The organism is Kitasatospora sp. MY 5-36, from assembly GCF_001182915.1.
Lineage (GTDB): Bacteria > Actinomycetota > Actinomycetes > Streptomycetales > Streptomycetaceae > Kitasatospora.
In genome coordinates this window covers 1-855 of sequence record NZ_LFVW01001336.1, presented here as the reverse complement: position 1 = coordinate 855, position 855 = coordinate 1, and the positions used below count along the sequence as shown (strand labels likewise).

The 855-nt window shown below is 78.0% G+C and carries 1 protein-coding gene; it reads left to right on the top strand.

What is annotated here, in order from left to right; translation table 11 throughout:
* On the top strand, positions 1-855 hold an 855-nt coding region (locus AE652_RS42305; protein WP_049661538.1), incomplete at both ends, for an alpha/beta fold hydrolase.

Here is an 855-nt window from a genome sequence, read left to right as displayed (position 1 = left end):
GGCCCCGGCCCACACCGCGACCGCCGACACCGCCGCGACCGCCGACAACCCCGCCGCGCCCGCCGCGCCCGTGCCGCGCCTGCACTGGGACGGGCCCTGCGCCCAGGGCTTCGAGTGCGCCACCGCCGCCGTGCCGACGGACTACCGCGACCCGCGGGGAACACCCCTGGACCTGGCCCTGATCCGCCACCGCGCCACCGACCCGGCCCACCGCATCGGCTCGCTGTTCTTCAACCCCGGCGGCCCGGGCATCCCCGGCACCGCGGCCCTGCCCGCCGTCTACGGCCTCTTCCCCGAACAGGTCCGCCGGCGCTTCGACATCGTCAGCTTCGACCCGCGCGGCACCGGCGCCTCCACCACCCTCCACTGCTTCCCCGACCCCGCCGCCGAACAGGACCTCCTCGACGGCCTGCCCGCCGGCTTCCCGACCGCCGCCGACCAGCAGGCGGCCTGGACCCGCGCCTACACCGGCCTCGCCCGCCACTGCGCCGACAACGACACCACCGGCCTGCTCGCCCACCTGTCCACCGCCGACACCGCCCGCGACCTCGACGTGCTGCGCCAGGCCGTCGGCGACCGGCGCCTCACCTACTGGGGCACCTCGTACGGGACCCTGCTCGGCGCCGTCTACGCCAACCTGTTCCCCGACCGGGTACGCGCGATGGTCCTGGACAGCGCCCTGGACCCGCGCGCCTGGTCCACCGGCCGCACCCCCCGGCAGCGCGCCCTGCCCCCGTTCCTGCGCACCGGCAGCGACCTCGCCTCCGCCCGCACCCTGGACGCCTTCCTCGAACGCTGCGCCGCGGCCGGCCCCGCGGCGTGCGCGTTCGCGGCGGGCGACGCGGACGCGACCCG